This is a genomic window from Erwinia sp. 198, assembly GCF_003937915.1.
Taxonomy (GTDB): domain Bacteria; phylum Pseudomonadota; class Gammaproteobacteria; order Enterobacterales; family Enterobacteriaceae; genus Erwinia; species Erwinia aeris.
Window position 1 is genome coordinate 451,174 of record NZ_RHUM01000001.1, and the last position, 24,030, is coordinate 475,203.

The following is a 24,030-nucleotide window of genomic DNA, read 5'->3' on the forward strand; positions in this document are numbered from 1 at the left end:
TGTATTTTTATTCTTTTATCGCGCGGGCGCAAGTGCCAATTTTCAACCTTCTCTTTAACATAGCTTAACGCTACGGCTGGTGAAGGGTTTTTGGGGGTGACACCGACAGCAGGATTCGCTACAGTTTTGCGCCTGGTGGTTTTTTGGTTTTATTTTTCCCTACAAAACAGCAATTTCTTACTGGAGTGGCATGTCTGATTTACCTTCGCCCGGCCGACGTCGCTGGCTACAGGGCGCTGGCGCAGCGCTGCTGCTGAGCGTCAGCAAAGCGGGACTGGCGGCAAGCAGCCATATTGTGGCCGTGCGCATCTGGCCGTCGTCAACCTATTCCCGCGTCACGCTGGAATCCAATACTCCGCTGAAATATAAACAGTTTGCGTTAAGCCACCCTGAACGCGTAGTGGTGGATATCGCCGGCGTGCACCTGAATCAGACCCTGCATCAGGTCGGGCATCTGGTGCGCAGCGACGATCCCTATATCAAAAGCGCGCGCGTCGGCCAGTTCGATCGCCATACGGTGCGGCTGGTGCTGGAGCTGAAGCAGAGCGTGACGCCAAAAATTTTTACGCTCGATCCGGTCGCCGGCATCAAAAACCGCCTGGTGCTGGATCTCTATCCGGCCAGAAACCGCAGCCATAACCATGAAGACGATCCGCTGCTGGCGCTGCTGCAGGATTACAATAAAGGCGAGCTGGAGAGCGGCCAGCCCGCTTCCGCGCCGCTGCCCGGCAAAGCGGGGCGGGATCGTCCGATTATTATCATGATCGATCCCGGTCACGGCGGCGAAGATACCGGTGCTATCGGCAAGCATAAAACCAAAGAAAAAGACGTAGTGCTGAAAATTGCTCGTCGGTTGAAAGCGCTAATCGATAAACAGCCCAATATGCGCGCGCATATGACCCGCAGCGAAGACGTATTTATTCCGTTGAAGGTGCGGGTGGCAAAAGCGCGCAGATTGCGCGCCGATCTGTTTGTTTCTATTCATGCCGATGCCTTTACCAGCCGGGCGGCGCGGGGCTCTTCCGTGTTCGCGCTGTCGACTAAAGGCGCAACCAGCACCGCCGCGCGCTATCTGGCGCAAACGCAGAACGAATCGGATCTGATTGGCGGCGTCAGCATGAGCGGCGATCGCTACCTTGACCACACTATGTTCGATATGGTGCAGAGCCTGACCGTTAACGACAGCCTGAAGTTTGGCAAAGAAGTGCTGGGACATATGGGCAAAATTAATCATCTGCACAAGAAGAAGGTGGAGCAAGCGGCTTTTGCGGTGCTGAAAGCGCCGGACATTCCTTCCATTCTGGTGGAAACGGCTTTTATCAGTAACCTGGAGGAGGAGCGCAAACTGCGTACGGCAGCGTTTCAGCGTCAGGTGGCGGAGTCGATTCTGGCAGGGATTAAAGGCTATTTTGCCCACGGCGCACCGTTAGCACCACGTTAGGAAAGCGGACGGCGATAAGTCGTCCGATAAAATAAGAAAGTCAGAACGCCAGAAACAAAAAAACACCCGGAAGGGTGTTTAGTTGGTTGCGGGAGCCGGATTTGAACCGACGACCTTCGGGTTATGAGCCCGACGAGCTACCAGGCTGCTCCATCCCGCGTCCGAACTTGCTGACGCTTCCATCACGACAGGTTTACTGCTTTTCCCCAGAGGGGATTGGTTGCGGGAGCCGGATTTGAACCGACGACCTTCGGGTTATGAGCCCGACGAGCTACCAGGCTGCTCCATCCCGCGTCCGTGGATGCGCACTATACTCTCCGGCGATTTTGTTGCAACCCCTTTTTGCAAATTAACGCCTGAAATCGCCCTTACTGCTTAATTTGTCAGCCGATTGTTGTATTGTTGTGCAAAAACAACGCTTCTTTTTGGCGAGAACGTTTTAATCTGTAGGGCGCTTTGCTATCTTCGCCTGCAATTGCGTATAAAGGTAGAGAATAATGAAAGGACGTTGGGCAAAGTATATGGTCACCGGGGCGTTAATCGCCCTGCTTGCGGGATGTTCCTCCAAACCTACCGATCGCGGCCAGCAGTATAAGGACGGCAAGCTGCAGCAGCCGCTGGGGCTGGTTAATCAACCTAACGCCAAAGGGCGCCCCGTTAACGGCAAAGATTTTGCCGATCAGCTGCTGGAAATCCAGGCCGCCTCGCCAGCCATGTTTTCCCGCCAGCTCTCCACCTACAGCGCGCTAAAAAGCTGGCTGATGGCGGGCGGGGATACGCGGCAGCTGCGCCAGTACGGCGTGGATGCGTATCAGATGGAAGGCACCGACAACTACGGCAACGTGCAGTTTACCGGTTACTACACGCCGGTTATCCACGCCCGCTATACCCGCCAGGGCGAATTTCAGTATCCTTTATACCGCTTGCCGCCGCGCGGCAAGCGCCGTTTGCCAGATCGTGCGGAAATCTACAGCGGCGGCCTGGATGAACGTTACGTTATCGGTTACAGCAATTCGCTGATGGATAACTTTATTATGGATGTGCAGGGCAGCGGCTACGTTGACTATGGCGACGGCCGTCCGTTGACCTTCTTCGGCTACGGCGGCAAGAACGGCCATGCTTATCGCAGCATTGGTAAGGTGCTGATCGATCGCGGCGAAGTGAAGCGCGAAGATATGTCGATGCAGGCTATCCGCCAGTGGGGCGAAAATCACAGTCCGGCCGAGGTGCGCGAGCTGCTGGAGCAGAATCCGTCCTTTGTCTTCTTTAAGCCGGAAGAGTTTGCGCCGGTGCGCGGTGCGAGCGCGGTGCCGCTGATCGCCAAAGCCTCGGTGGCCGCCGATCGTTCGCTGATCCCGCCGGGTACGGTGCTGCTGGCGGAGGTGCCTTTGCTGAACGATAAAGGCAAGTTCAACGGCAAATATGAAATGCGCGTGATGGTGGCGCTCGACGTGGGCGGCGCTATTAAGGGCCAGCACTTTGATATCTATCAGGGCATCGGCGAGCAGGCGGGCCATATGGCTGGCTGGTATAATCACTATGGTCGCGTCTGGGTGCTGAAAGCGGCGCCGGGTGCGGGCGTTTCTCCTTTCTCCACGGTCTCCACCGCGCAAAATGGCAGCGCGGCGCTGGTCAGTCGATAATTAAGGTCAGCGGGCCGGCGTTTCCGGCCCGCTGCCGACGTTGAGGTAAATCATGAGGGTTCTTTCCGACGCCTGGCTACAGCGCTTTGGCGGCACGGCACGCTTATATGGTCAGTCTGCTCTGCAACTTTTCGCCGAGGCGCATATCTGCGTGATCGGCATTGGTGGCGTAGGATCCTGGGCCGCTGAAGCCTTGGCGCGCACCGGTATCGGTGCAATCACGCTAATCGATATGGACGATGTCTGCATGACCAATACCAACAGGCAGATCCACGCGCTGAAAGGTACGGTAGGGCAGGCGAAAACCGAGGTAATGGCGGAACGCATCCTGGCCATTAACCCGGAATGCAAAGTGACCTGCGTGGATGACTTTATCACTGCGGAAAATACGGCTGAGCTGATGAGCGGTGGCTTTACCTGGGTGATCGACGCCATCGACAGCGTGCGGCCAAAAGCGGCGCTGCTGGCCTGGTGCCGCCGCAATAAAATCCCGCTGGTGACCACCGGCGGCGCGGGTGGGCAGATCGATCCCACGCAGATCCAGGTGGCGGATCTGGCGAAAACGATTCAGGATCCGCTGGCGGCTAAGCTGCGCGAACGGTTAAAAAGTGATTTCAATATCGTTAAAAACAGCAAGGGCAAGCTGGGTATTGACTGCGTGTTTTCCACCGAGGCGCTGATGTATCCGCAGCCGGACGGTTCCGTTTGCGCTTCACGCAGTACGGCGGAAGGGCCAAAGCGGATGGACTGCGCTTCCGGCTTCGGCGCGGCTACTATGGTCACCGCCACCTTCGGCTTCGTGGCCGTTTCCCACGTGCTGAAAAAAATGATGGCGAAAGCGGCGCGCGCCTGACGCCGCTTCTGCTTTCCTTAACCCGCTTCGCTCGCCGCCTTCATCACCGCTTCCGCCAGTGCCGCCAGTCCGGCGCTGCGCGAGGCGCTGAGCTGATCGCGCAGCCCGAGGTCATCAAACAGCGCCAGCGGATCGCTCTGCAATATCTCTTCGGGCAGCTTTCCTTCCACGCTGACCAGCAGCACCGCCAGCAGCCCACGCACGATGCGGCCTTCGCTGTCGCCGTAAAAGTGCAGGCTACCGTCGGGCGACTGTCGATGTCCCAGCCAGACGCGGTTTTCACAGCCGCTCAGTTCGATTTCCGCGGTTTTCCACTCATCTGCCAGCGCGGGCAGCTGTTTTCCCAGCAAAATCAGCTGGCGATAGCGTTCTTCCCACTGCGTAAAGGCGGAAAAAGTCTGTTTTAAGCCGTCGGCGGTAATCAGCGTGCCGAACGGGTGCGGAGCCGGTAAAGTCGTCATAGTTAATCTGCCAAAAGTTCCAGTGCGGTGGTCATGGCGCTGACCAGCGCTTCAACATCGTTAAGCGTATTATAGGGCGCAAACGAGGCGCGCAGGGTGCCGTTGACGCCAAGCGCCTGGAGCAGCGGCTGGGCGCAGTGCTGGCCGGCGCGCAGCGCGATACCGCTTTCCGCCAGCAGCGTAACAATATCGCTGTGGTGCACGCCCGCGATATCAAAGGCGAGCAGGCTGGATCCGCTGGCACGGAAACTGCGAAAGCCGGGTAGATCCGCCAGCCGCTCTTCCGCCACGTCTGCCAGCCCACAGCTCCAGCTTTCTGCCGCCGGCATATCTACGGATCCCAGCCAGCTCAGCGCGGCGCTCAGCCCGATGACGCCCGCTACGTTGGGCGTTCCCGCCTCAAAACGCCACGGCACCGCCTGCGGCGTAAAGCCGTCAAAGCTGACGGCGGTCAGCATTTTGCCGCCGCCCTGCCAGGGCTGCATCTCTTCCAGCAGCGCCGTTTTGCCATAGAGCACGCCCGTTCCCATCGGCCCATAAAGTTTATGGGCGGAAAAAGCATAAAAGTCGATATCCAGCGCCGCTACGTCGGGCGGCCGATGCGCTACGCCCTGAGCGCCGTCTATTACCACCTTTGCACCTGCGTGATGCGCCAGTGCAACGGCCCTGCTTAAATCCGGACAGCCACCGGTGACGTTGGACATTTGTCCAAGCGCCAGCACCCGCGTACGCGCATTCAGTAAGGTTTCCAGCGTGGCGATGCCGGGCAGCAAATCTTTGCCGATCGGCCACTTCACCACTTTTGCGCCGGTCTGCTCAGCCACCATCAGCCACGGCACCAGATTGGCATGATGCTCGGCTTCGCTGACGATAATCTCGTCGCCTGGCCGCAGGCGTGGTCGAAAATAGCCCTGGGCAACCAGGTTGATCGCTTCCGTGGTGCCTTTGGTCCAGACGATATTGCTGGCGAGCGGGGCGTTCAGCAATCGCGCCGCCTGACCACGGGCATTTTCGTAGCGGTCGGTTAGCGCACGCGCGGCGGTAAACTGGCTGCGATGTACCGTTCCGGCCCCCTGACTGTAGAACGCCTGCGTGGCTGCAATCACCGCCGCCGGCTTCAATGTGGTGGCCGCGCTGTCAAGATAGATGCCGGCTTCGTCCAGCGCGGGAAACTGCTGGCGAAAATGAACAGGCGAAAATATGCTCATGTTCTCCTCGGATAAGGGTGAATTAATGCGGTTTTTACCGAATCCAACTGAATTACAGGCGCTTTCCTGGCAATGTCTGAAAAGCGAGTTATCCTGATTTATGCAAGGTTTAAACTATTACCCGCAAATAAGCTTTCTCAGGACAGGCAATTTACTCGCTTTTTGCCTCGGGGTCGCGCGTTGCGGGTGGTTTATCGCATTACTATCTGCAAGGAGATATAAAGATGAAAAAATTTGCTGCTATTATGGCCGCCTGTGCCATGACCTTTAGCCTGGCCGCCTGCTCAAGCAATTATGTCATGCATACCAATGATGGCCGTACCATCGTCGCCGACGGCAAACCTGTAGTGGACGACGATACCGGTATGATTAGCTACAAAGATGCTAACGGCAACAAGCAGCAGATCAACCGTTCAGACGTAAAAGAAATGGTTGAAATGGGCCAGTAAGTTCCAGACAAAAAAAAGCACCGCAATTTGCGGTGCTATTAAATCTCTATGGACAGACAGGGTAAATCTAAAAGCGGTAGTCGGACTACCCGATCTGCAAAAGGCAGATCAATTGCAAACACAACATCACGACCACAAGCCAAAAGCCTTCTAAAATCCCCGCGCAAGCGCTTCAATTTCAAACTGCTTTTCGTTCCGGCTCAGGAAGTGCGGCAACTATAGGTATTTGCTGGTGCATCCTCAACGGACAAATTATAATGGCTCGGATAAAAAAAACTAATACGTAAAGCTGCGTCAGCGGTCTTATATCTAAAGCCAACACTCTGTAACCGGTAATCATGTCGAAACGTCTTCCTCCTTTAAATGCTCTGCGCGTATTTGATGCTGCCGCACGTCATCTCAGTTTTACCCGGGCCGCGGAAGAGCTTTTTGTGACCCAGGCTGCGGTAAGCCACCAGATCAAGTCACTGGAGGACTTTCTGGGCCTTAAGCTGTTCCGGCGGCGCAATCGCTCCTTGTTGCTTACTGAGGAAGGCCAGAGCTACTACCTGGATATCAAAGAAATTTTTACTGCGCTGAACGACGCTACCCGCAAGCTTCAGGCGCGAAGCGCAAAGGGCGCACTGACGGTCAGCCTGCTGCCCAGCTTTGCGATCCAATGGCTGGTGCCGCGTCTTTCCAGCTTTAACTCAGCTTATCCGGGGATAGACGTGCGTATCCAGGCCGTCGATCGGGAAGAAGAGAAGCTGGCAGATGACGTCGACGTGGCGATTTTTTATGGGCGCGGCAACTGGCCGGGCCTGCGGGTGGAAAAACTTTATGCCGAATATTTGCTGCCTGTCTGTTCACCTTTGCTGCTAACCGGCGATAATCCTCTTAAAACGCCGGCCGATCTGACGCGCTTTACGCTGCTGCATGACGCTTCCCGTCGCGACTGGCAGGCCTATACGCGCCAGCTGGGCGTAAATATTAACGTGCAGCACGGCCCTATTTTCAGCCACAGCGCGATGGTTTTACAGGCGGCTATCCACGGCCAGGGCGTGGCGCTGGCGAACAACGTGATGGCGCAAACGGAAATAGAAGCGGGCAGGCTGGCCTGTCCCTTTAACGACGTGCTGGTAAGTAAAAACGCTTTTTATCTGGTTTGTCATGACAGTCAGGCAGAACTGGGTAAAATAGCCGCCTTTCGTCAGTGGATCCTGGCAAAAGCGGCCAGCGAACAGGAAAAATTCCGCTTCCGCTACGAAAGCTGAACCCTTAATCATGCGTTGCCAGGGCGGCGGCGCGTGCTGTCTCAGAGGATGATAAGAATGTCGAGTCGTGCAATGCTGATTTTTGCGGCCATCAGCGGGTTTGTTTTTGTCATGCTGGGCGCATTTGGTGCTCATATATTAAGCAGGTCGCTGGGGCCGGGCGAGATGGCCTGGCTGAAAACCGGCCTGGAGTATCAGGGGTTCCACACGCTGGCAATCCTGGGGCTGGCGGCAGCGATGCGCAGCCGCGCCAATATCTGGTTTTACTGGAGCAGCGCGCTGCTGGCGCTGGGCACCGTACTGTTTAGCGGCAGTCTTTACTGTCTGGCGCTGTCCCATCTTAAGCTTTGGGTTTATGTTACGCCGGTAGGGGGCTTTTGCTTCCTGATCGGCTGGGTTTTAATGTTGATTGGCGCACTGCGTCTGAAAAAAAGGGCAGAACGCCATGAATAAAGTTTTACTCTATTGCCGTCAGGGCTTTGAGAAAGAGTGCGCGGCGGAGATCACCGCGAAAGCCGCAGCCAGAGAAGTATTTGGCTTCGCGCGGGTAAAAGAAGATTCCGCTTACGTGCTGTTCGAATGCTATCAGCCTGAAGACGCCGAAAAACTGCTGCGCGAGCTGCCTTTCAGCGAGCTGATTTTCTCGCGTCAGATGATCGTAGTGGGCGAGCTGCTGCGCGATTTGCCTCCGGAGGATCGCGTCACGCCGGTGACGGGGATGCTGACCGGCGTGGTGGAAAAGGGCGGCGAGCTGCGGGTTGAAGTACCGGACACCAATGAGAGCAAAGAGCTGCTGAAATTCTGCCGCAAGTTCACCGTGCCGCTGCGTTCCAGCCTGCGCTCGGCGGGCATCCTGCTGAATTACGAAAGCGACAAGCGTCCCGTGGTGCACGTCTTTTTTATCGCGCCGGGCTACTGCTACGTCGGCTACTCGCTGCCGCAGAACAACTCCCCGTTCTTTATGGGCATTCCACGGCTGAAGTTCCCGTCCGATGCGCCAAGCCGCTCGACGTTAAAGCTGGAAGAAGCGTTTCACGTTTTTATACCGGCCGACGAATGGGAAGAACGCCTGGGCAGCGGCCTTTATGCGGTTGATTTAGGCGCCTGTCCCGGCGGCTGGACCTGGCAGCTGGTGAAGCGCAGCATGATGGTGCACGCCGTCGATAACGGTCCGATGGCGCCGAGCCTGATGGATACCGGGCAGGTTTTCCACCATCGCGAGGACGGCTTTAAATATCGCCCGACGCGCAGCAACATCTACTGGCTGGTATGCGATATGGTAGAAAAACCGGTACGCGTGGCTAACCTGATAGCCGACTGGCTGGTGAACGGCTGGTGCCGTGAAACTATCTTCAACCTCAAGCTGCCGATGAAAAAGCGCTATGAAGAAGTCTCACAAAACCTGGCGATGATTGACGAGAAGCTGAAGGCCAACGGCATCAACGCGCAAATTCAGGCGCGCCAGCTTTATCATGACCGCGAAGAAGTTACCGTGCATATTCGCCGCATCTGGGGCGCGACGCCAGGACGCCGCGACGAGCGCTAAAGCGGCTCCGGGCCGCAGCCCGCTGGCAAAAGACAGGCGGCAATGAAGTTGCCGCTATGTCCGCTATCAACGGCAGGCCCCGGACGCGCGCTTGCCTTTACGGCAGCCGCAGATCCTTCAGGTTGCCGGCCAGATGCAGATCGGTTTTCAGTGTCGCCACCTCGCGGCAGATATGCGCCATCTCCTGCTGCTGCTCCAGCTTCTTGCGCCATTTATCCGCCACTTCCGGCAGCCGCTCGTAAATCGCCGCCAGCGAGCCGTAGGTTTGCAGCAGCTCTGCCGCACTTTTCGCCCCAATGCCCGCCACGCCCGGGATTTTACTGCTGCTGATACCGGCCAGCCCCCAGTAATCCGTCAGCTGCGCGGGCGCTACGCCAAACTCCTTTTCGATAAACGGCAAATCCAGCCAGCGCTTCTGAAAGTAGTCGCGGATTTGAATATTCGGAGCCAGCAGCTGGCAGTAGCCCTTATCGGTCGATACGATGGTGGCCTGATGGCCGCTGTCGGCAACCTTTACCGCCAAAGTGGCGGCCAGATCGTCCGCTTCTTCGCCCGGCGCGTGCCAGCAGGCCACGCCCGCCGCTTCAAACGCCGCCCGGATCTGCGGCATCTCTGTTTTTAACGTCTCCGGCATGGGCGTGCGTCCGGCTTTATAGTCCGGCAGGCGGTGATAACGCCAGCCTTCGTGGCGATCGTCGTCGTCAAATACCGCTACCGCATGGGTCGGTTTACTGTGCAGGATAAGCTGCTGCACAGCATGAATGCAGGTTTCCTGGCAGGGGGAATCCTGCACGGCGTGGATGCGACGAATCAGATTCAGCGCATCGATAATCAACAGATGAATAGTCATAGGGGATACTGAGCGGCACGGCTGCCGCTCCGCTGAGGGTTACTTAATGATTTCGTAACAGGGGATGTAGGCCGTTCCCGGCAGCTTCATGCGGTGCTGGGCAACAAATCCCTGTAACAAATCGTCCATGCGGCGCATGATTTCTGCATCGCCGTGTATCTTATACGGGCCTTGTTCCTTAATCGCTTTGATCCCGGGCTCCTTGACGTTGCCCGCCACAATGCCGGAAAACGCGCGGCGCAGCGAGGCCGCCAGCTGTTCGGCAGGCTGATTGGGATAGAGATTAAGATTGGCCATATTTTCGTGCGTGGGCATAAACGGCACCTGCAAATTCGGCGCGATGCGTATTGACCAGTTAAAGCTATAGGCGTCGCCCGTCTCGCGCCGATATTCTTTCACTTTCGGCATCGCGTTTTTCATCAGGCGCGCCACTTCCGCCGCGTCATCGATAATAATGGTGTAGTGCTGACGAGCGGCCTCGCCCAACGTGCTGACGATAAACTCATCCAGCACGCGGAAGTAATCGGCGCTCTCTTTCGGACCAGTGAGGATCAGCGGCAGCACCTGATCGCGGTTCTGTGGGTTCATGAGGATGCCAAGCAGATAGAGCAGCTCTTCCGCCGTGCCCACGCCGCCCGGGAAAATAATGATGCCGTGGGCGATACGGACAAAGGCTTCCAGACGTTTTTCGATGTCCGGCATGATAATCAGTTCGTTGACCAACGGATTCGGCGGCTCTGCGGCAATGATCGACGGTTCGGTCAGACCGATAAAACGGCTCTCTTTGTAACGCTGCTGCGCGTGGCCCACGGCGGCACCTTTCATCGGCGCTTCCATGACGCCCGGCCCGCAGCCGGTACAGATATTCAGCTCGCGCAGGCCCAGCTGCGAACCGACGTTGCGGCAGTACTGATATTCAACGGCGTTAATCGAGTGGCCGCCCCAGCAAACCACGGTATTCGGCAGCTCGCCGACGTGCAGCGCTCTGGCGTTGCGCAGCAGCGAAAACACCAGGTTAGTGATGCGCACCGAGTCATCCACGTCCTGCTGCTGAAAACCGCTGTCAAACTGGCCATTTACAAACAGAATATCGCGCAGCACGGCAAACAGGTTGGCCTGCAGAGAACGAATGATGCGACCGTCGACAAAGGCTTCCTCCGGCGGATTGATCAGCTCCAGCTTGACGCCGCGCTCGCGCCGCAGCACGTTAATATCAAAGTTTTCAAAACGCGACAGCAGTTCATGGCTGCTGTCTGTCTGGCTGCCGGAGTTGAGTACGGCAAGGGAACAGTTGCGGAAGAGTTGGTAAAGGTCGCTGCTGGCGGTGCGCTTCAGCATATCGACTTCCAGTTGAGACAACAGATCCATGGAGCCTAATGGGCTGATATGTGTGATCAAATTAACTCCTTTGCACCCGTCCGGGCGGTGGTCGCTCCCCATCAAAAGCCCGCCGAACAGACGGCGAGCGTGACGGCGAAAAAAGGTTCCCGGGCACCCGATGCCCGCTTCAGATTAGCCTTATTCTCAAACAGTTAACAATGTTATCGTGCGTTTATGCGCGACGGTACGCAAAGTGCTACTGGCGTACCAGCCTGGACAGACCGGGTTTAAATGCGCCGTTGCTGCGCCAGGGATTGATGTCCAGGCCGCCGCGACGGGTATAGCGGGCATAAACGCTCAGGCTTTCCGGCTGGCAGAAGCGCAAGATATCATTGAAAATGCGCTCAACGCACTGCTCATGAAATTCGTTATGGTGCCGGAACGACACCAGGTAGCGCAGCAGCGCCTCACGCTGAATACGCGGGCCGCGATAGCTGATTTGCACTGAACCCCAGTCCGGCTGGTTGGTGATCAGGCAGTTAGACTTCAGCAGATGGCTGACCAGTTTTTCTTCCACCACTTCCGGCTGCGTGGCCTGCTGGAGATAGTCGGTGCTGAAGGTATAGCTGTCGATCTCAATATCCTGTTCGTCAATGCAGTGGCCGCTGAAGTGGCCTATTGGCTGTCCTTCAATTTCCCGCAGCCGGAACAGCGCAACGCTGACCTCGCCCTGCGCGCAGGCGCTGAGGTCGCGCTCCAGCGTCGCCCGGACTTCGCCCCAGTCACCAAAGCGGGTCTGATTAAAACTGTTAAGATAGAGCTTAAAGCTCTTGGACTCGATCAGGTTAACGCTGTGGGCATCCAGGCAGACTTCGCCAATCGCCACCTGCGGCAGGCCTTTGGCATTCAGCCAGGAGAGTTCGTACAGCGTCCAGATATCGGCGCCGTGGAAGGGCAAACTGTCAGGATAAAGCCCCAGCGGCTCACGGTTCATGCTTCTTGGCACTGCCTGGAGCAAAGAAGGCTGATACTGGTCGTGGTACTCTGTGGGTTTTCCTAACGTCAGGCCGCTCAGTGCCTGATGTGTATCTGAAGACATTGCATTACCTTATAGCCTGATATGACAGGTGAAGTGATCAATCGTCTGCGGCCGGGAAGGCCCGGGCGACGCAACTAAAAACGTATAGCCTTAGTGTAACTCAGGCACCAGAGAGTGAAAAAAGAATGATTGATGAAACCTCCCGCGCCCTGGCTGATTTTACCCGCAACTATTGTGATCGGTGGGTCAGCGAATGCGGTCACCCGCCCGCCAGCAGCGAGCTGTATGGCGTTCCCTCGCCCTGCGTGCAGCAAATCGTTGGCGATGAGGTCTGGTGGCTGCCGCAGCCCTTTACCCTCGCCAAAAACCTGGAAAACATAGAGCGCGCGCTCGATTTACAAATTCAGCCTGCCGTCGTTGCCTGGTATACTTCACAATTTGCAGGCGATATGAAGACGCTGGTCAACGACCAGCCCTGCACGCTGCTGCAAATATGGAGCGAAGATGATTTCGAGCGTATGCAGGAAAATTTGATCGGTCATCTGGTTATGAAGCGCCGTCTTAAACACTCGCCAACGTTTTTTATTGCCACCACGCCATCCGAGCTGGAAATCATTTCCGTATGTAATTTGAGCGGGGAAGTGATTCTGGAAAAGTTGGGTACCAAAAAGCAAACGGTACTGGCCGCTAACCTGGAGCAATTCCTTGTTTCTTTACCAATTATTGATCCCTTAAGCTAAAATGTTATTTATCTTGTGAGAGATCTCTTACAGACTCTGTAAGAGATCGCTTTTATATCTTAAGAAAAAAAGACGTTTTCTCCGGTAAAAGTAAAGTAAATCATAAAGTTGTTATGACGCTTTTTGTAAGAAAACCTGCCGGGGTCAAAAAAAATTTTTCAGCCTATTGTTTGTCAGGTTCATTAAGGCAAACTTGAGCCTGTCACAAGGGATGGTGGCTTAAGGAACAAGCCGGTCGGCAGCCTGAAAGAACCCGTTAAGGACTTCAGATCTGCGCAAGATATCTCAGGAGTGAGAAAAAGGGACACCTCCAGGAAGGAGAAACGTACTGCCGGAGAGCGGTAAGCCAGGATGCTTAGGGACATCGCCATTGACGGTGAAATTGTAGGGAAAACTGCAGGACAAAGTTATCAGGGATGAGCAGGGAGCACTAAATGTAGCTGGATTGCTGCGAACGAACCGGGAGCACTGTTTTTACAGTGCTCCCTTTTTTTCGTCCATACTTATCCCGTTGTCGGCGGTAATGCTATGCTTGCGACCCTTTAAAACTGACCAGGAGAGCTTAGATGAGCCGGGAACTTGAAATCCGCAATCGCCTGCAGGCTATTGAGCAGGCCTTACATGACGCCGGGCTGTGGCAAACCTGCGCGCCAAACGCCGAGGCGTTTGAAAGCACCGAACCTTTTTGCGTAGATACCATGATGCCGATCCAGTGGCTACAGTGGGTTTTCCTGCCGCGTATGCAGGCGCTGCTGGATGCTCAGTCTGCTTTGCCGGTAAAGCTGGCTATCGCCCCTTATTATGAAGTGGCGCTGGAAGGCGCTATTCCGGGCCGCGCCAATCTGCTGCACATGCTGAACCAGCTTGATCAACTGTTCGAGCACGACGCCTGATGCTGGAGATCCTTTATCAGGACGAGTGGCTGGTCGCGGTGAATAAACCCTCAGGCTGGCTGGTGCACCGCAGCTGGCTCGACAGGCATGAAAGCGTTTTCGTAATGCAAACCGTGCGCGATCAGATAGGCCAGCACGTATTTACCGTTCATCGGCTCGATCGCCCCACGTCGGGCGTGCTGTTGATGGGTTTATCCAGCGAGGTGGCCCGCCTGCTTTCGCAGCAGTTTGAGCAGCACCAGCTGCAAAAAACCTATCATGCCGTGGTCAGAGGCTGGCTGGATGGCGAAGAAACGCTGAATTATCCATTAACTGAAGAGCTGGATAAGATCGCTGACAAGTTCAGCGAGCAGAATAAGGAACCGCAGCCTGCCGTGACCCACTGGCGCGCGCTGGATAAAGCGGAGCTGCCGGTGCCGGTCAGCCGGTACGATACCTCGCGCTATACGCTGATGGAGCTGAAGCCGCAGACGGGCCGCAAGCACCAGCTGCGGCGGCATATGACCCATCTGCGTCATCCGATTATCGGCGATAGCGCGCATGGCGATCTGCGGCAAAATCGCAGCGCGGCGCAGCACTTCGGTATGACGCGGCTGATGCTGCACGCCAGCGAACTGCGGCTGACGCATCCGGTAACGGGTGAGCCTCTGCTGCTGCGCGCGGGCCTGGATCCGGTCTGGCAGGGAATGATGGCGCAGTTTGGCTGGGAAGAGGCTCTCCCCACTCTTCCCAGGGTTGAGTTTGCGGCATCTTGCCTGCAGGATAGCGGTTCAGACCAGGCAACGAGGAGATAAGCATGGCGCAAATAGGCATTTTTGTAGGGACGGTTTACGGTAACGCGCTGCTGGTGGCGGAAGAAGCGGAGCCTTTATTGACGGATGCCGGTCATCAGGTGGAAATTTTTGAAGATCCCACGCTTGAACAGTGGCAGCGGTACGCCGACGGCGTGGCATTGGTCATCACCTCGACCACGGCTCAGGGCGATCTGCCGGACAGCATCACGCCGCTGTTTTGTGCTATCAAAGACAAGCTGGGCCATCAGCCCAATCTGCGCTACGGCGTGATAGCGCTGGGCGACAGCAACTACGATGATTTCTGTGGCGCGGGGAAAAAGTTCGATGCGCTGTTGCAGGAACACTCGGCGAAGCGGATTGGTGATGTACTGCTGATCGATGCCAACGACTATCCGGAGCCTGAAACGCTTTCTTCGCCGTGGGTTGAGGCCTGGCTGAAGCGGCTGGATTAATAGCCGGGCCTTCGCCCTGAAGGGAAGGCCCGCAGCATCAGGTAACCGGTGCCGGATTGAATACCGCCAGCGAGTTACGGATCCCCCAGCGGTCGGACCAGGTTTGTTTCCGGCCGCTGGCGATATCCAGGATCAGCTCAAATAGCCGCCAGCCTACCTGTTCTATGGTTTCCTCGCCGGTCGCAATGGTGCCCGCATTAATATCCATCAAATCATGCCACCTGTCCGCCAGCGCATTGCGCGTCGCCATTTTGATTACGGGGATGGCCGCCAGGCCGTAAGGCGTACCGCGTCCTGTAGTAAACACTTGCAAAGTAATGCCCGAGGCCATCTGCTGCGTGCCGCAGACGAAGTCACTGGCCGGCGTGGCGGCATAGATCAGGCCGCGTTTGGTTGGCCGCTGGCCTGGCGACAGCACCTCGACGATAGCGCTGCGTCCCGATTTGGCGATAGAACCCAGCGCCTTTTCGACCACGTTCGCCAGCCCGCCTTTTTTGTTGCCGGGCGAAGGGTTAGCGCTGCGATCGGTTTTGCCCATGTTCAGATAGTCATCGTACCAGGCCATCTCTTCCAGCAGACGCTGACCGACTTCTTGTGTCGCCACGCGCGGCGTTAGCAGGTGCACCGCATCGCGCACTTCGGTCACTTCTGAGAACATCACCGTCGCGCCACAGCGCACCAGCAGATCGGAAGCGAAACCTACCGCCGGGTTGGCGGTTACGCCGGAAAAGGCATCGCTGCCGCCGCACTGCATGCCGACGATCAGTTCCGCTGCCGGCACCGTTTCACGCTGGCGCTGGTTCAGACGCTGCAGATGGCGCTCGGCAACCTGTAAAATATCGGCAACCATAGATTCAAAGCCAACATGCTTCTCATCCTGTAGGCGCACCACGTCATTATCATCCAGCGAAATCGCCTGCACGTCGGGCGTGCCTTCCAGCAGGCGCTCGGGCTGCAATTTTTCACAGCCCAGGCCGACAATCATTACTTCGCCGCCGAAGTTGGCGTTCAGCGCCAGATTGTGAATGGTACGGATTGGGACCACGGCGGCCGGCGCGTTAATCGCCACGCCGCAGCCGTAAAGGTGATTCAGCGCCACCACGCCATCGACGTTAGGATATTTTGGCAGCAATTCACGCTCAATAATCTGTACCACGTAGTCGACCACGCCCGCCACGCAGTGCACGCTGGTGGTAATACCCAGCAGGTTGCGCGTGCCCACGCTGCCGTCGGCGTTGCGATAGCCTTCAAAGGTATAGCCTTCAAGCGGCGGCAGTGCGGGCGGCACGTTGTTGGCCAGCGGCAGGCTGGCAAGATCCGGCGCTTCGGGCAGTACCACCAGCGACTCGTCAATCCAGCCGCCGCGAGGAATATCGCGCACCGCATAACCAATCACTTCGCCATAGCGAATAATATTGCCGCCTTGCGCAATATCGTTTAGTGCAACTTTGTGCCCCTGGGGAATATGTTCTTTTAGTACCAGTCCGCATGAAAAAGTCGTACCAGCCTTTAATCCATTATTATTTACAACAATGGCGACGTTATCATTTTCATGCACCTTTATATAAAGGGGGAGATCGTTTCTGGAAATGTTCATTGCTCGACAAGTCCTGAGATAAATGAATCGGCACGTTCTTTATTTTAAAGGTGGGTGAGACGCGTTTTCGGGTGGAATTATTCTGCTGTTGGACAGTATAGAGAGGCTTAAGGCCGAAAACATTATGCAAATGTCCGACATGGCGCGGTAACAATCAGCATATTTTCAGGCAAGAGTACAGGCGGTAGTGAGGAGGCTCACAAAGGAAAAGGGAACGTGACCGCACCCGCAGAACCGTGTATTTCCGTGAGCCACTCCGCAAGGGATTGGGCATATGCAACAACATCTCCGGGTTTTTCCCGTTTTAACAGGGCATTTTACCGGTGCTTTAGCCGGGAGGCCTCCCTATACTTTTTAACAAACGGGACGAAAGCTTTGAACGTTGTGATTATTCTGCCACTTAATCGCTGTGTTTAACCTGACATCATTCTGATACCCAACGCGATGTGTATGCAGTCCAGAGTGAGTTTGCCTGACCGCTATATTTCAGGAGTGCATCATGGATTCAATCAGCAGTGCTGCGAGCACCGTGCAAAAAAGAACTAATGCTCGCTACTGGATAGTGGTGATGCTATTTATCGTCACCTCATTTAACTACGGCGACCGCGCCACTATCGCTATCGCCGGTTCGGCAATGTCGAAAGACATCGGGCTGGATCCGGTCGGACTGGGCTATATCTTCTCGGCTTTCTCATGGGCTTACGTAATAGGGCAGATCCCCGGCGGCTGGCTGCTGGACCGGTTCGGCTCAAAGCGCGTCTATTTCTGGAGCATCTTCCTGTGGTCGCTGTTTACGCTGCTGCAGGGCTTTGTCGATCTGCTCAGCGGCTTTAGCATTATCGTCACGCTGTTTATGCTCAGGTTTATGGTCGGCCTGGCGGAAGCGCCTTCTTTTCCCGGCAACAGCCGCATCGTCGCCGCCTGGTTCCCCGCGCAGGAGCGCGGTACCGCCGTTGCTATTTTTAACTCGGCGCAGTACTTCGCCACGGTGATCTTCGCTCCGATCATGGGCTGGCTTACCTCCGAAGTCGGCTGGGCGCACGTGTTCTGGTTTATGGGCGGGCTGGGCATCATCATCAGCTTTATCTGGCTCAAAGTCATCCACGATCCGAACGACCATCCGGGGGTCAATAAAGCCGAGCTGGAATATATGGAGCAGGGCGGCGCGCTGATTAATATGGATATGAAAAAAGCCGAGCGTAAAGTCAGCTGGGCGGAGAAGAAAGCCCAGATAAAGCAGCTGATTACGTCAAAAATGATGATAGGTATCTACCTGGGTCAGTACTGCATCAACGCCTTAACCTACTTCTTTATCACCTGGTTCCCGGTTTATCTGGTGCAGGCGCGCGGCATGTCCATTCTTAAGGCCGGCATGGTGGCGTCGATTCCGGCCATCTGCGGTTTCCTGGGCGGCGTGCTGGGCGGCATTATTTCCGACTGGCTGATGCGTAAAACCGGATCGCTGAATATCGCCCGTAAAACCCCGATCGTTCTCGGCATGCTGCTCTCTATCACCATGGTGGTCTGTAACTACGTCGAAACGGAATGGGTGGTGGTGTTCTTTATGGCACTGGCTTTCTTCGGCAAAGGGATTGGCGCGCTGGGCTGGGCGGTGATGGCGGATACCGCGCCGAAAGAGATCAGCGGGCTTAGCGGCGGGCTGTTCAATATGTTCGGCAATATCTCCGGCATCGTCACGCCGGTGGTTATCGGTTACATCATCGCCACCACTGGCTCCTATAACGGCGCGCTGATTTACGTTTGTATTCATGCGTTTGTCGCAGTGATGAGCTACCTGGTGCTGGTACGCGACATCAAGCGTATTGAACTGAAACCTTTGTAAGGACGAGTTATGACGACGCAAAGCAGCCCGGTGATCACCGATATGAAAGTGATCCAGGTAGCGGGACACGACAGCATGCTGCTGAATATCGGCGGCGCGCACGGCGCCTACTTTACCCGCAATATCGTGGTGCTGACCGACAGCGCCGGACACACCGGCGTGGGAGAAGCGCCGGGCGGCGAGACGATTTACCAGACGCTGCTGGATGCCGCCCACCAGGTTAAAGGGCGGGAAGTCGCCAGGATGAACCGGCTGGTGCAGGAGGTGCATCAGGGCAACCAGTCAGCGGATTTTGATACCTTCGGCAAAGGCGCGTGGACGTTTGAACTGCGCGTCAACGCGGTGGCCGCGCTGGAAGCGGCGCTGCTGGATCTGCTGGGACAGTGCCTGAACGTGCCGGTTGCGGAACTGCTGGGGCCGGGCAAACAGCGTGATGAAGTGACGGTGCTGGGTTATCTGTTCTATATCGGCGACCGGGAAAAAACCGATCTTCCCTACCTGAGCGGCGAGAACGCCACGCACGACTGGTATCGCCTGCGTCATCAGAAAGCGATGGACAGCGAGGCCGTGGTGCGGCTGGCGGAAGCCGCGCAGGATAAATATGGCTTCAAAGATTTCAAGCTCAAAGGCGGCGTGTTGCCCGGCGAGCAGGAGATCGAGGCGGTGAAAGCGATGAAAAAACGCTTCCCCGAAGCACGGATCACCGTCGATCCCAATGGTGCCTGGCTGCTTGATGAAGCTATCGCGCTGTGTAAAGACACGCAGGGTATTTTGACCTATGCGGAAGATCCGTGCGGCGCGGAGCAGGGGTTTTCAGGCCGTGAGGTGATGGCGGAATTCCGCCGTGCGACCGGCCTGCCGGTTGCCACTAATATGATCGCCACTAACTGGCGGGAAATGAACCACGCCGTGATGCTAAACGCCGTCGATATTCCGCTGGCCGATCCGCACTTCTGGACGCTGAGCGGTGCGGTGCGCGTCGCCCAGCTGTGTGACGACTGGGGGCTGACCTGGGGCTGCCATTCCAATAACCACTTCGATATTTCGCTGGCGATGTTTACGCACGTGGGCGCCGCCGCGCCGGGCAAGCCGACGGCCATTGATACCCACTGGATCTGGCAGGAAGGCGATCAGCGCCTGACCAAAGAACCGTTACAGATCCGCAACGGCAAGATTGCCGTGCCGGACGCGCCGGGACTGGGCATTGAGCTGGACTGGGCGCAAATTGAAAAAGCCCATGCGCTCTATAAAACGCTGCCCGGCGGCGCGCGCAACGATGCCGCCGCCATGCAATACCTGATCCCCGGCTGGACATTCGATCGCAAGCGCCCGGCCTTTGGGCGCTGAACCTTACAGAAGGAATACGTTATGAGTCAGGCTACTCCACTGATCACAGAAATGCAGGTCATCCCGGTCGCCGGTCACGACAGCATGTTGCTGAACCTCAGCGGCGCCCACGCGCCATTTTTTACCCGCAATATCGTTATCGTTAAAGATAATTCCGGCCACACGGGCGTCGGCGAAATTCCCGGCGGCGAAAAAATTCGTAAGACGCTGGAGGAAGCGGCGGCGCTGCTGATCGGCCACGGCATCGGCGAATATAAAAATCTGCTGAGCCACGTGCGCAACACCTTTGCCGATCGTGACGCGAGCGGGCGCGGCAACCAGACTTTTGATTTGCGTACCACTATCCACGTAGTGACCGGCATCGAAGCGGCGATGCTGGATCTGCTGGGCCAGCACCTTGGCGTCAACGTCGCCTCTCTGCTCGGCGACGGGCAGCAGCGCGATCGCGTGGAAATGCTGGGCTATCTCTTTTACGTCGGCGATTGCCGAAAAACCTCGCTGCCTTATCAGAGCCAGCCGGACGACAGCTGCGACTGGTATCGCCTGCGTCATGAAGAGGCGCTGACGCCTGAAACCGTGGTACGCCTGGCGGAGGCCGCCTATGAAAAATATGGCTTCAACGATTTCAAACTGAAAGGCGGCGTACTGGCCGGGAGCGAAGAGGCCGAAGCGGTGACCGCGCTGGCGAAGCGTTTTCCTGAGGCGCGCATTACGCTCGATCCTAACGGCGCCTGGTCGCTCAACGAAGCGATCGAGCTGGGCAAGCAGCTGAAAGACGTGCTGGCCTACGCCGAAGATCCTTGCGGCGCGGAGCAGGGCTATTCCGGGCGGGAGGTGATGGCCGAGTTCCGTCGCGCAACGGGCATGCCAACGGCTACCAATATGATTGCCACCGACTGGCGTCAGATGGGGCACACGCTCTCTTTACAGTCCGTCGACATTCCGCTGGCGGATCCGCACTTCTGGACGATGCAGGGTTCCGTGCGCGTTGCGCAGATGTGCCATGACTTCGGCCTGACCTGGGGTTCTCACTCCAATAACCATTTTGACGTTTCGCTGGCGATGTTTACCCACGTCGCGGCGGCGGCGCCCGGCAAAATCACGGCCATCGATACCCACTGGATCTGGCAGGAGGGCAACCAGCGCCTGACGCAGCAGCCTTTGCAAATCAAGGGCGGCATGGTGCAGGTGCCGGACAGGCCTGGCCTGGGCGTAGAGCTGGATATGGATCGCGTTATGAAAGCGCACGAGCTTTACCAAAAACACGGTCTGGGCGCGCGCGACGACGCGCAGGCTATGCAGTTCCTGGTGCCGGACTGGACGTTTGACAACAAACGTCCTTGCCTGGTGCGCTAACCCAATTTCTGGAGAAACCGATGAGCTACGTAAATACGCCGAACAGCTTTCGTCAGCGCCTGCTGGCAGGCGAAACCTTAATCGGCAGCTGGTGCGCGCTGGCTAACCCGCTGACCACGGAAGTATTAGGGCTGGCAGGCTTCGACTGGCTGGTACTGGATGGCGAACACGCGCCGAACGACATCACCACTTTTATTCCGCAGCTGATGGCGCTGAAGGGCAGCGTCAGCGCGCCGGTGGTGCGGCCGCCAACCAACGAGCCGGTCATCATCAAGCGCCTGCTGGATATCGGTTTTTCCAACTTCCTGATCCCGTTTGTCGAGACGGAAGCGGAAGCGATGCGCGCGGTGGCGTCCACTCGCTATCCGCCGATGGGCATTCGCGGCGTATCGGTTTCGCACCGCAGCAATATGTACGGCACCGTGCCGCAGTACAACACCATCATCAACGACAACATCACCGTAATGGTGCAGATCGAAACGCAGCAGGGCGTGGATAACATTGATGCTATCGCGGCGGTAGACGGCGTGGACGGCATTTTTGTCGGGCCGGGCGATCTCTCGGCCGCGCTGGGCTACCTGGGGCAGCCCGCCCATCCGGAAGTGCTGAAGGTGATCAAATATCTCTTTGAACGCGCCAAAGCGGCCGGCAAGCCGAGCGGCATTCTGGCGCCGGTGGAGGCCGATGCCCGACGCTATCTGGAATGGGGCGCCGGTTTTGTTGCGGTAGGCAGCGATTTAGGCGTGTTCCGCGGTGCCACGCAGGCCCTGTGCGATCGCTTTAAAAAATAACCCACTGTTCAGGAGACAAAGATGAAAATCGGATTTATAGGTCTGGGTATCATGGGCAAACCCATGAGCAAAAACTTAATTAAGGCCGGCTACTCGCTGGTGGTGCGCGATCACAATGCGGAAAGCGTGGCGGAGCTGGTTGCGCTGGGCGCGACGTCCGCGGATTCCGCCAAAGCAATAGCGGAACAAAGCGACGTGATCATCACCATGCTGCCCAACTCGCCGCACGTGAAAGAAGTTCTGCTGGGCGAAGGCGGCGTAATCGAAGGCGCGAAGGCGGGCACTATCGTGATCGACATGAGCTCCATCGCGCCGCTGGCGAGCCGTGAAATTCATGAAGCGCTGGCGAAAAAAAGCGTCGCGCTGCTGGATGCGCCGGTCAGCGGTGGCGAACCTAAAGCCATTGACGGCACGCTTTCAGTTATGGTCGGCGGCGACAAAGAGCTGTTCGATAAGTGCTACGATATTATGAAAGCGATGGCTGGCTCGGTGGTTCACACCGGCGAGATTGGCGCGGGCAACGTGACCAAGCTGGCTAACCAGGTGATTGTCGCGCTGAATATTGCGGCGATGGCGGAAGCGCTGACGCTGGCGACCAAGGCGGGCGTCAACCCGGATCTGGTCTACCAGGCGATACGCGGCGGCCTGGCGGGCAGCACGGTGCTGGATGCCAAAGCGCCAATGGTGATGAGCCGTAACTTCAAGCCGGGTTTTCGTATCGATCTGCATATTAAAGATCTGGCTAACGCTCTGGATACGTCGCACGGGGTAGGCGCGCAGCTGCCGCTCACGGCGGCGGTAATGGAAATGATGCAGGCGCTGAAAGCTGACGGGCTGGGCACGGCCGATCACAGCGCGCTGGCCTGCTATTACGAAAAACTGGCGAAAGTCGAAATCAAATAGTCCCGTAGTCCGGCCTGCTGATCCAGGCCGGAACCTGCACTCCTGGCCCCGCGCACGGATTAATGTATGAAAATAGTAATCGCACCGGATTCGTATAAAGAAAGCCTGTCGGCTCAGCAGGTCGCCACGCAAATCGAGCAGGGATTCAGGGAAATATTCCCCGAAGCTCAGTATGTCAAACTGCCCGCCGCGGACGGCGGTGAAGGCACGGTCGAGGCGATGGTGGCGGCGACGGGCGGGAAAACCGTACGCCTGCGCGTTACCGGCCCGCTGGGCGAAGAGGTCGACGCGTTTTACGGTCTTTCCGGTGACGACAGCTGCGCCTATATCGAAATGGCGGCGGCCAGCGGGCTGGAACTGGTGCCTGCGGCGCGGCGCGATCCGCTGATCACCACCTCCTTCGGCACCGGCGAGCTGATCCGCAGCGCGCTGGATAAGGGCGTGCATCGTTTTATTATCGGCATCGGCGGTAGCGCAACCAATGACGGTGGCGCGGGTATGGTGCAGGCGCTGGGCGCAAAACTGCTCGACAGCGAGGGCAGGCAAATTGGTTCAGGCGGCGGCAGGCTTAACGATCTGGCGACGATAGACATCAGCGAACTGGATGCGCGTATCAAAAACTGCCGTTTTGAGGTTGCCTGCGACGTCACTAATCCGCTGCTGGGTGAAGAGGGTGCTTCCGCCGTTTTCGGCCCGCAGAAAGGAGCCACGCCGGAGCTGGTGGAACAGCTTGATAACGCGCTGGCGCACTATGCACAGATTATCCGGCGGGATCTGGATATCGACGTGCTGTCGATCCCCGGTGGCGGCGCGGCAGGCGGGATGGGCGTGGCGCTGCACGCTTTTTGCGGCGCGGAACTGCGGCGTGGCATCGAAATCGTGACCGAAGCGCTGGGGCTGGACGAGCTGGTGCGGGACGCTACGCTGGTGATCACCGGCGAAGGGCGCATTGACAGTCAGACCATTCACGGCAAAGTGCCGATCGGGGTGGCGCAAGTCGCCAAACGCTATAACAAACCGGTTATCGGCATTGCGGGCAGCCTGACCAAAGATGTCGCGGTCGTGCATCAGCACGGTCTGGATGCGGTATTCAGCGTTATTTACAGCATTTGTACGCTGGACGACGCGCTGGAAAATGCGGCGGATAACGTACGCATGACGGCGCGCAATATCGCCGCCGCGCTGGCGATTGGCCAGAAACTGTCCTGACTCGTTCACAACACTTTGTTTGCCGTGACCGGATGGGCAAGC

Annotated in this window: 23 protein-coding genes and 2 tRNA genes; 17 read left to right on the plus strand and 8 right to left on the minus strand. The window is 57.1% G+C overall.

From position 1 onward, the window contains the following. Nucleotides 1-190: 190 nt before the first annotated feature. Complete coding sequence (gene amiC, locus EGK14_RS02035) at nucleotides 191-1,441, plus strand: N-acetylmuramoyl-L-alanine amidase AmiC (RefSeq protein ID WP_125287398.1); 1,251 nt, start codon at nucleotides 191-193, stop codon at nucleotides 1,439-1,441. An 83-nt stretch (nucleotides 1,442-1,524) separates the two neighbouring features. On the opposite strand, the gene EGK14_RS02040 is transcribed toward amiC, so the two are convergent. Both EGK14_RS02040 and EGK14_RS02045 read right to left on the minus strand, forming a co-directional pair. After that, nucleotides 1,525-1,601, minus strand: a tRNA-Met gene (locus EGK14_RS02040). 57 nt (nucleotides 1,602-1,658) lie between these two features. Beyond that, nucleotides 1,659-1,735, minus strand: a tRNA-Met gene (locus EGK14_RS02045). Between the two features lie 203 nt (nucleotides 1,736-1,938). On the opposite strand from EGK14_RS02045, the gene mltA reads away from it, so the two are divergent. Next, a complete protein-coding gene (mltA, locus tag EGK14_RS02050) occupies nucleotides 1,939-3,084 on the plus strand; it encodes a murein transglycosylase A (protein WP_125287399.1) in 1,146 nt (381 codons plus the stop codon). A 52-nt stretch (nucleotides 3,085-3,136) separates the two neighbouring features. After that, nucleotides 3,137-3,937: a tRNA cyclic N6-threonylcarbamoyladenosine(37) synthase TcdA gene (gene tcdA, locus EGK14_RS02055; RefSeq protein WP_125287400.1), complete on the plus strand. Its 801-nt coding sequence runs from the start codon at nucleotides 3,137-3,139 to the stop codon at nucleotides 3,935-3,937. A gap of 17 nt (nucleotides 3,938-3,954) precedes the next feature. Here tcdA and csdE read toward each other — a convergent pair whose 3' ends face one another. Beyond that, entirely contained in the window at nucleotides 3,955-4,398 is a 444-nt protein-coding gene (gene csdE / locus EGK14_RS02060; protein ID WP_125287401.1) for a cysteine desulfurase sulfur acceptor subunit CsdE, read from the minus strand. Between the two features lie 2 nt (nucleotides 4,399-4,400). Continuing rightward, the gene (csdA, locus tag EGK14_RS02065; protein ID WP_125287402.1) at nucleotides 4,401-5,606 is read right to left on the minus strand and encodes a cysteine desulfurase CsdA; all 1,206 of its coding nucleotides are present in this window, start codon (nucleotides 5,604-5,606) and stop codon (nucleotides 4,401-4,403) included. A gap of 224 nt (nucleotides 5,607-5,830) precedes the next feature. Between csdA and EGK14_RS02070 the strand changes: the two genes are divergently transcribed. The 4 genes from EGK14_RS02070 to rlmM all read left to right on the plus strand — a co-directional run bounded on the left by EGK14_RS02070 (nucleotide 5,831) and on the right by rlmM (nucleotide 8,854). After that, a complete protein-coding gene (locus EGK14_RS02070) occupies nucleotides 5,831-6,055 on the plus strand; it encodes a YgdI/YgdR family lipoprotein (RefSeq protein ID WP_125287403.1) in 225 nt (74 codons plus the stop codon). Nucleotides 6,056-6,393: 338 nt separating this feature from the next. After that, a complete protein-coding gene (locus EGK14_RS02075) occupies nucleotides 6,394-7,308 on the plus strand; it encodes a transcriptional regulator GcvA (RefSeq protein WP_125287404.1) in 915 nt (304 codons plus the stop codon). A gap of 57 nt (nucleotides 7,309-7,365) precedes the next feature. Then, nucleotides 7,366-7,761 (plus strand): DUF423 domain-containing protein, encoded by a 396-nt coding sequence (locus EGK14_RS02080; RefSeq protein WP_125287405.1) that lies wholly within the window; start codon nucleotides 7,366-7,368, stop codon nucleotides 7,759-7,761. After that, nucleotides 7,754-8,854 carry a 23S rRNA (cytidine(2498)-2'-O)-methyltransferase RlmM gene (gene rlmM / locus EGK14_RS02085; protein ID WP_125287406.1) on the plus strand — a complete coding sequence of 367 codons (1,101 nt, stop codon included), beginning with the start codon at nucleotides 7,754-7,756 and terminating at the stop codon, nucleotides 8,852-8,854. Before EGK14_RS02080 ends, rlmM begins: the two co-directional genes overlap by 8 nt. Nucleotides 8,855-8,951: 97 nt before the next feature. Here rlmM and xni read toward each other — a convergent pair whose 3' ends face one another. From xni to queF, 3 genes are all read right to left on the minus strand, one after another. Continuing rightward, nucleotides 8,952-9,704 carry a flap endonuclease Xni gene (gene xni / locus EGK14_RS02090; RefSeq protein WP_125287407.1) on the minus strand — a complete coding sequence of 251 codons (753 nt, stop codon included), beginning with the start codon at nucleotides 9,702-9,704 and terminating at the stop codon, nucleotides 8,952-8,954. Between the two features lie 39 nt (nucleotides 9,705-9,743). Next, complete coding sequence (gene ppnN / locus EGK14_RS02095) at nucleotides 9,744-11,102, minus strand: nucleotide 5'-monophosphate nucleosidase PpnN (RefSeq protein ID WP_125287408.1); 1,359 nt, start codon at nucleotides 11,100-11,102, stop codon at nucleotides 9,744-9,746. Nucleotides 11,103-11,280: 178 nt separating this feature from the next. Further along, a complete protein-coding gene (queF, locus tag EGK14_RS02100; RefSeq protein WP_125287409.1) occupies nucleotides 11,281-12,123 on the minus strand; it encodes an NADPH-dependent 7-cyano-7-deazaguanine reductase QueF in 843 nt (280 codons plus the stop codon). A gap of 125 nt (nucleotides 12,124-12,248) precedes the next feature. Here queF and syd point away from each other — a divergent pair, with 125 nt between their 5' ends. From syd to EGK14_RS02120, 4 genes are all read left to right on the plus strand, one after another. Further along, nucleotides 12,249-12,803 (plus strand): SecY-interacting protein, encoded by a 555-nt coding sequence (syd, locus tag EGK14_RS02105; protein WP_125287410.1) that lies wholly within the window; start codon nucleotides 12,249-12,251, stop codon nucleotides 12,801-12,803. Nucleotides 12,804-13,369: 566 nt separating this feature from the next. Further along, on the plus strand, nucleotides 13,370-13,696 hold the full coding sequence (locus EGK14_RS02110; protein WP_125287411.1) for a YqcC family protein: 327 nt from the start codon (nucleotides 13,370-13,372) through the stop codon (nucleotides 13,694-13,696). Further along, nucleotides 13,696-14,490, plus strand: coding sequence for a tRNA pseudouridine(65) synthase TruC (gene truC / locus EGK14_RS02115; protein ID WP_125287412.1), 795 nt, complete (start codon nucleotides 13,696-13,698; stop codon nucleotides 14,488-14,490). Before EGK14_RS02110 ends, truC begins: the two co-directional genes overlap by 1 nt. A gap of 2 nt (nucleotides 14,491-14,492) precedes the next feature. Next, a complete protein-coding gene (locus EGK14_RS02120; protein ID WP_125287413.1) occupies nucleotides 14,493-14,942 on the plus strand; it encodes a flavodoxin in 450 nt (149 codons plus the stop codon). A gap of 37 nt (nucleotides 14,943-14,979) precedes the next feature. Here EGK14_RS02120 and garD read toward each other — a convergent pair whose 3' ends face one another. After that, nucleotides 14,980-16,539 carry a galactarate dehydratase gene (gene garD / locus EGK14_RS02125; RefSeq protein WP_125287414.1) on the minus strand — a complete coding sequence of 520 codons (1,560 nt, stop codon included), beginning with the start codon at nucleotides 16,537-16,539 and terminating at the stop codon, nucleotides 14,980-14,982. Between the two features lie 499 nt (nucleotides 16,540-17,038). Between garD and EGK14_RS02130 the strand changes: the two genes are divergently transcribed. From EGK14_RS02130 to EGK14_RS02155, 6 genes are all read left to right on the plus strand, one after another. Next, nucleotides 17,039-18,382 carry an MFS transporter gene (locus tag EGK14_RS02130; protein ID WP_125287415.1) on the plus strand — a complete coding sequence of 448 codons (1,344 nt, stop codon included), beginning with the start codon at nucleotides 17,039-17,041 and terminating at the stop codon, nucleotides 18,380-18,382. Between the two features lie 9 nt (nucleotides 18,383-18,391). Beyond that, on the plus strand, nucleotides 18,392-19,729 hold the full coding sequence (locus EGK14_RS02135; RefSeq protein ID WP_125287416.1) for an enolase C-terminal domain-like protein: 1,338 nt from the start codon (nucleotides 18,392-18,394) through the stop codon (nucleotides 19,727-19,729). A gap of 21 nt (nucleotides 19,730-19,750) precedes the next feature. Then, nucleotides 19,751-21,085: a glucarate dehydratase gene (gene gudD / locus EGK14_RS02140; RefSeq protein ID WP_125287417.1), complete on the plus strand. Its 1,335-nt coding sequence runs from the start codon at nucleotides 19,751-19,753 to the stop codon at nucleotides 21,083-21,085. Between the two features lie 20 nt (nucleotides 21,086-21,105). After that, nucleotides 21,106-21,876: a 2-dehydro-3-deoxyglucarate aldolase gene (garL, locus tag EGK14_RS02145; RefSeq protein ID WP_125287418.1), complete on the plus strand. Its 771-nt coding sequence runs from the start codon at nucleotides 21,106-21,108 to the stop codon at nucleotides 21,874-21,876. A gap of 21 nt (nucleotides 21,877-21,897) precedes the next feature. Then, a complete protein-coding gene (garR, locus tag EGK14_RS02150) occupies nucleotides 21,898-22,779 on the plus strand; it encodes a 2-hydroxy-3-oxopropionate reductase (RefSeq protein ID WP_125287419.1) in 882 nt (293 codons plus the stop codon). A gap of 66 nt (nucleotides 22,780-22,845) precedes the next feature. Then, nucleotides 22,846-23,988 (plus strand): glycerate kinase, encoded by a 1,143-nt coding sequence (locus EGK14_RS02155; RefSeq protein WP_125287420.1) that lies wholly within the window; start codon nucleotides 22,846-22,848, stop codon nucleotides 23,986-23,988. Nucleotides 23,989-24,030: the final 42 nt, after the last annotated feature.

Coding starts and splice junctions, on each gene's coding strand:
- amiC (WP_125287398.1), top strand. CDS start 191: ATGTCTGATTTACCTTCGCCCGGCCGACGTCGCTGGCTACAGGGCGCT.
- mltA (WP_125287399.1), top strand. CDS start 1,939: ATGAAAGGACGTTGGGCAAAGTATATGGTCACCGGGGCGTTAATCGCC.
- tcdA (WP_125287400.1), top strand. CDS start 3,137: ATGAGGGTTCTTTCCGACGCCTGGCTACAGCGCTTTGGCGGCACGGCA.
- csdE (WP_125287401.1), bottom strand. CDS start 4,398: ATGACGACTTTACCGGCTCCGCACCCGTTCGGCACGCTGATTACCGCC.
- csdA (WP_125287402.1), bottom strand. CDS start 5,606: ATGAGCATATTTTCGCCTGTTCATTTTCGCCAGCAGTTTCCCGCGCTG.
- EGK14_RS02070 (WP_125287403.1), top strand. CDS start 5,831: ATGAAAAAATTTGCTGCTATTATGGCCGCCTGTGCCATGACCTTTAGC.
- EGK14_RS02075 (WP_125287404.1), top strand. CDS start 6,394: ATGTCGAAACGTCTTCCTCCTTTAAATGCTCTGCGCGTATTTGATGCT.
- EGK14_RS02080 (WP_125287405.1), top strand. CDS start 7,366: ATGTCGAGTCGTGCAATGCTGATTTTTGCGGCCATCAGCGGGTTTGTT.
- rlmM (WP_125287406.1), top strand. CDS start 7,754: ATGAATAAAGTTTTACTCTATTGCCGTCAGGGCTTTGAGAAAGAGTGC.
- xni (WP_125287407.1), bottom strand. CDS start 9,704: ATGACTATTCATCTGTTGATTATCGATGCGCTGAATCTGATTCGTCGC.
- queF (WP_125287409.1), bottom strand. CDS start 12,123: ATGTCTTCAGATACACATCAGGCACTGAGCGGCCTGACGTTAGGAAAA.
- syd (WP_125287410.1), top strand. CDS start 12,249: ATGATTGATGAAACCTCCCGCGCCCTGGCTGATTTTACCCGCAACTAT.
- EGK14_RS02110 (WP_125287411.1), top strand. CDS start 13,370: ATGAGCCGGGAACTTGAAATCCGCAATCGCCTGCAGGCTATTGAGCAG.
- truC (WP_125287412.1), top strand. CDS start 13,696: ATGCTGGAGATCCTTTATCAGGACGAGTGGCTGGTCGCGGTGAATAAA.
- EGK14_RS02120 (WP_125287413.1), top strand. CDS start 14,493: ATGGCGCAAATAGGCATTTTTGTAGGGACGGTTTACGGTAACGCGCTG.
- garD (WP_125287414.1), bottom strand. CDS start 16,539: ATGAACATTTCCAGAAACGATCTCCCCCTTTATATAAAGGTGCATGAA.
- EGK14_RS02130 (WP_125287415.1), top strand. CDS start 17,039: ATGGATTCAATCAGCAGTGCTGCGAGCACCGTGCAAAAAAGAACTAAT.
- EGK14_RS02135 (WP_125287416.1), top strand. CDS start 18,392: ATGACGACGCAAAGCAGCCCGGTGATCACCGATATGAAAGTGATCCAG.
- gudD (WP_125287417.1), top strand. CDS start 19,751: ATGAGTCAGGCTACTCCACTGATCACAGAAATGCAGGTCATCCCGGTC.
- garL (WP_125287418.1), top strand. CDS start 21,106: ATGAGCTACGTAAATACGCCGAACAGCTTTCGTCAGCGCCTGCTGGCA.
- garR (WP_125287419.1), top strand. CDS start 21,898: ATGAAAATCGGATTTATAGGTCTGGGTATCATGGGCAAACCCATGAGC.
- EGK14_RS02155 (WP_125287420.1), top strand. CDS start 22,846: ATGAAAATAGTAATCGCACCGGATTCGTATAAAGAAAGCCTGTCGGCT.